Source organism: Cryobacterium sp. MP_3.1 (assembly GCF_035984795.1).
GTDB lineage: Bacteria > Actinomycetota > Actinomycetes > Actinomycetales > Microbacteriaceae > Cryobacterium > Cryobacterium zongtaii.
In genome coordinates this window covers 1-4,831 of the sequence record NZ_JAXCHV010000059.1, presented here as the reverse complement: position 1 = coordinate 4,831, position 4,831 = coordinate 1, and the positions used below count along the sequence as shown (strand labels likewise).

Genomic DNA, 4,831 nt, shown 5'->3' with positions numbered 1-4,831 from the left:
AATCTCCACGCGCATACCCCAGTATCCCTCGCTCCACACCGAAGTGGGTCCCGCTTAGATTGCCCAGGTGGGTCCGACTTGGGTTGACATAGCCAGTGGTGAAGTGGTCGATGTGAATCCGACCGGACATATGATCTCCCTTCGGCGCGATGCAGCCCACTGTAGGCCTCTGTTGCCCCGGCGGGGCGTCAGGCGGGTTCGACGTCGACCCATTCGTGGCCGAGGCTCTCCAGGTGTTCGCTTCCGGCCGTTACGTGGGCGACGATCGCGGCGAGCCGCTCGGCGTCATCATCGGCGATGTGCAGCACGGCGTCCTGCCCATAGTCCGTGCCCAGGATGAGCACACCGCGCTGGCGCAACTCGGCCTCGATGCGGCCCGCATCCGCATGGGGGAGGGTGAGCGTGAACAACTCACGGCGTTCGCGTTCCACGAGCGCCCCGAGGGACTGGGCCCGATCGATGGTGGTGGTCACGGCGTCCGAGTAAGCGCGCACCAGACCGCCGGCACCGAGGAGCGTGCCACCGAAGTACCGAGTGACGACAGCCAGGCAGTCGACCAATCCGCGTCCCGACAGCGCCTCCAGCATGGGGCGCCCCGCGGTTCCGGATGGTTCCCCGTCGTCATTCGAGCGGCGCACCTGATCGGGGGTGCCCCGCGGCCCGATCACGAATGCCGAGCAGTGGTGGCGAGCGCCCCAATGCTTCTTGCGTGCCTCGTCGATCGCCGCACGCGCGGCATCCTCGGTGTCGATCCTGACGAGACTGCAGAGGAATCTGGATCGTTTGACGTCGATTTCGGCCTCAACATGGCTGCCGAGGCCGCCGCGCAGAGTGAGATCAGACATGTGCCCAGTCTCGCGCAGTTGGATCAGAGGCTGAGCTCCCGGGCGACGAGACTTTGCGCGACCAGGCTCAGGGACGTCTGGTGCGAACGGGCGTGTCGGCGAATGAGGTCGAAAGCCATCTCAATCGACACATTTGCGGTTTCCGCGACGACGCCCTTGGCCTGCTCGATGATGATCCGGCTCGAGAGGGCTTTCTGCAGCTGATCGCGAAGCGTTGAGGCATCACGGATGGTGCGCTCCTGCAGGATGCCGATGGTCGCCACGTCGGCGAGGGCCTGTGCGGCCCGGATATCGTACTGATTGAGCTCCCCGCGCTCGTTCCGCATGAGATTCAATGTGCCGATTGTCGTCTCCCGGAGTCGCAGAGGGATGGCGTAGACCGAGTGGATGCCCTGGGAGCGGGCGGTGTCGCAGAACGCTGCCCAGCGGGAGGAACCGACGTCGATGTCCGGCAACGACACCACGGTACGGGTGCGGAAGCACTCCAGGCAGGGCCCGGCGTCAGCGTCGATTTGCATCACTTCCACGAGGGTGTTCGCCTCGCTGGTGGAGGCGACGACCTCGAGCTTGTCTGCGGCATTGGCCAGGAGAATCCCGGCGGAATCGACGTCGAGGAGATCGCGGCAGGTCTCCACCAGTGTTTGTAGGAGCTCGAGGACGTCATATCCGACAACCAGGGTGTCCGCGAAGGTGGCGAAGGCATCAAAGAGCAATTCGAGGCGGGTCGTTTCATTCATGAGATCGGCCCGAGTCGGTCAGCGCGGTGAAGCGGATACGCCGTTCGATGACGTCCTGGGCGATCTCCCGCATCGGACGATTCTCGGCGAAGGCCCGCGCCTGGATGATCAGGTGTGCGTCTTCGGCGGTCGTTCCGAGTTGGGCGAGGACCATGCCCGTCGCCTGATGGATGAGTCGCCGTGAGAATGTCGTCGTATCGTCGGGGATGCTGTCGGTGCTGATGGCGTGGCGCAGAATAATCCGGCTGACCAGGGCTGAGAGAGCGAGCGTCTGCCCCTGCTGCTCGGGGGTGAGGGACACCGGGGCTATGGAGTACAGGTCCACCGCGCCGATCTCGAGCGGGCCGAAGAGAAGCGGAAAGGCGAAGATCGCCCCGATCTCCTCCTCACGAATAGCGTTCAGGAAGGCCGGCCAGGAGACGCTGCTCGTGGAGGCGAGGTCGGGTTCGAGAACAGGTTCCCGGTTGACCAATGCGTCCCAGCACGGACCTTCACCGAGGTCGAATTGCAGTTCATCCACTCGCCCGGCGCGGGCATCCGTGGCTGAAATCGTTTCGGCGCCAAGAAACGATCCGAAGGTCGAGATCGAGGCGCCCGAGATGGGCAGAAACCGCAGGAATGGGCGGGCAAGCTCGGAGATCCGGGCTCCACTATCGGACAGGGCATCCGATGCCATCAGGAACGGATCATTCGCCATCACTGCTATTCCTCCTGTTTTTAGCCAGAGTACGCGGCAGAGATCGGCTAGCCAACCCATTGCATTCCGGCGCGGTTAGTCGTAGATGACGGCAATACCCTGACGCTCCAGCTCAGCAAGGCCGTCCCGCATGGCTTGCAGCTGTTCGGGTGTGTGTCCGACCCAGTCCGTGAGCTCACCGATGACCTTCACCGGCTCCCGGGTGCGGTACGACCGGGTCGGATTGCCCGGGAACTTCTTGTCGGTCACATTGGGATCGTCTTCGAGGGAGCCCAACGGTTGCACGATGTAGATGTGACCACGGCCCTCGCCGGCGGCCAGTTCGGCGCCCCAGGTCGCGGCATCCAGAGTGGCCGTCACGTAGACGTGGTTCGCTGTGCGTCCGCCGCCGAAGTTCGAACGGCGGCCCGGAATCAGGAGATCACCCGCCGCCAGGTCGGCTTTCGTGCCGTGGAACAGCGCTCCGGATTCGTTCGCTTCGAACGGTATCGGTTCACCGGTCATGAGGCCCCCAATCTGTTTCCAACCTAGGCGCGAATCGGCTGACGGCCGGGATCAATCGCGGCAGGCCGGCGGTCAGTATCCGTCCCGCGACCCGACACGCGCGTTCCGTCGCGCTCTCCGCGCCGGCCGAACTCCGGGGGAGTTCCAATCGGGGCAGACTGGCGGCGTGAGCGGAATTCCCTGGATACTGCACGTCGATCTTGACCAGTTCATTGCGGCGGTCGAAGTGCTCCGACGACCGGAACTTGCGGGCCGGCCTGTCATCGTCGGCGGTCGGGGTGACCCCACGGAACGAGCGGTGGTGTCGACCGCATCCTACGAAGCCAGGGCGTTTGGCGTGGGTTCCGGGATGCCCCTGCGTATCGCGGCCCGCAAGGTGCCCGACGCCGTGATCCTGCCGGTTGATCAGGAGGCGTACCTCGCGGCGTCGGAAACTGTGATGGCTACCCTGCGTGCGCAGCCAGGAGCGACCGTGCAGGTGTTGGGTTGGGATGAAGCCTTTATCGGCATAGAGACCGAGAATCCGGAAAGCTACGCCCGGCAAGTGCAGACCGCTGTACTGGAGCGAACTCGGCTGCAGTGCAGTGTGGGCATCGGCGACACCCTGGTCCGAGCCAAGGTCGCCACCGGTTTTGCCAAGCCGGCCGGCGTCTTCCGTCTCACGGCCGGGAACTGGCTCGGCGTCATGGGCAGCCGGCCCACCAAGAATCTGTGGGGCGTGGGAACCAAAGTGTCGGGCCGGCTGGCGAAACTCGGGATCAACACCGTCGCCGAACTCGCCGCGACCGACCCCCAGCACCTGGTCCCGGAGTTCGGGCCCAAGATGGGGCCGTGGTACGCGGAACTTGGACGCGGGGACGGTGCCGGCGGCGTCGACGACACCCCGTGGATCGCCCGCGGGCACAGCCGGGAGACCACCTTCCAACGCGACCTGACCGACCCCGCCCAGGTGGACGACGCCGTGCGGGAGCTGACGGCGCGGGTGCTCGAGGATGTCCTTGCTGAGGGGCGGCCCGTCATCGGGTTGACCCTCAAGATTCGCTACGCGCCGTTCGTCACCACGACCCGCGCGAGAAAGATCCCCGACACATCTGACCGGAGCGAAATCCTCGCGGGGGCCCTGGATCTCGCGGCCGGGATCGAAGCGGGCCGTCCGATCCGGCTCCTGGGCCTGCGAGCCGAGATGGCGATGCCCGACGACGCCCGACAGGGCCATACGCCGACGCGTGGCGGTTGGTGACAGCGACGCTCCCGCCTGGCGCAAGGCCTGGAATCGATGACACGGAGAAGCACCTGGCTTGGATGACCGTCCTCCAGCCGCTGGTCGCTGACGCCCTGACTGGTCCCGAGGCGGATCGGCACTACCAGGCGCGGGCGGTCACCCTGTGCGCCCTGACTTGCCTGGACGTCTGCTCAGTGGAGTGGGTGCACCGCGGCGGCGACGTGTCATCTCGGCAAGTGCTCGACGAAGCATTCTTGATGCTCAGACCCGCACTCTTGACCGCCTGAACCCCTAGAACCCGCGCTGGCCTCTCTCGATGTCTGCTCGAACGTCCGACAAGGCTTGAGCCAACTCCGGGTCAGAACCTCGAAGATCCCGAGCTGCCGATGGGTTGAGTCGCCGCCGCGAAGACAGCAGGTAGAAGGCCGCCAGAATGACGAGCGCGAGACCTAGACCACCCCCGGCGATGAGCACAATCATGAGAGCGCCGGCGGTCATAGGAGTTCCCTTCGTGGCCTTCAAACAGAGTTGTTGGCTATAGCCTCACACCAAAAGCGGGTCAGTGCAGCTGAATGACGAGAAGATGGGGGGAATGGATACCTTCCCAGAGATCAGTTCTGCTTTCAGAACGGAGGTTACCCGCCGTGATGCCTTAGCGGCCCAGTGGCTTGAGGGTCTACCTGGACTTTGGCGAAGCCTGGCGGCGGCATGGGGCTTGGACGTTGTCGGATCGGAATTTGTCAAGGTGAATGAGGCCAGCGTGAGTTTAGGCGGCTAGTTTCGGCGCTTCTTCCTGAGCGGCGGGTTTGTTGATCCAGGCCGCGTC

The 4,831-nt window shown here is 64.7% G+C and carries 5 protein-coding genes; 1 reads left to right on the top strand and 4 read right to left on the bottom strand.

Annotated elements, in window-relative coordinates; genetic code table 11:
* Positions 1-188 precede the first annotated feature (188 nt).
* The 4 genes from RCH12_RS18345 to arr are packed head-to-tail and all read right to left on the bottom strand — an operon-like array spanning position 189 to position 2,783.
* Complete coding sequence (locus RCH12_RS18345) at positions 189-845, bottom strand: IMPACT family protein (protein ID WP_103431470.1); 657 nt, start codon at positions 843-845, stop codon at positions 189-191.
* A 23-nt stretch (positions 846-868) separates the two neighbouring features.
* On the bottom strand, positions 869-1,582 hold the full coding sequence (locus RCH12_RS18340; RefSeq protein ID WP_088455409.1) for a GAF and ANTAR domain-containing protein: 714 nt from the start codon (positions 1,580-1,582) through the stop codon (positions 869-871).
* Complete coding sequence (locus RCH12_RS18335; RefSeq protein WP_327017858.1) at positions 1,575-2,339, bottom strand: GAF and ANTAR domain-containing protein; 765 nt, start codon at positions 2,337-2,339, stop codon at positions 1,575-1,577. The genes RCH12_RS18340 and RCH12_RS18335 overlap by 8 nt, the downstream gene beginning before the upstream one ends.
* Positions 2,340-2,354: 15 nt before the next feature.
* Positions 2,355-2,783, bottom strand: coding sequence for an NAD(+)--rifampin ADP-ribosyltransferase (gene arr, locus RCH12_RS18330; protein WP_103431468.1), 429 nt, complete (start codon positions 2,781-2,783; stop codon positions 2,355-2,357).
* 166 nt (positions 2,784-2,949) lie between these two features.
* Here arr and RCH12_RS18325 point away from each other — a divergent pair, with 166 nt between their 5' ends.
* Positions 2,950-4,023: a DNA polymerase IV gene (locus tag RCH12_RS18325; protein ID WP_442784595.1), complete on the top strand. Its 1,074-nt coding sequence runs from the start codon at positions 2,950-2,952 to the stop codon at positions 4,021-4,023.
* The last annotated feature ends 808 nt before the right edge of the window (positions 4,024-4,831 follow it).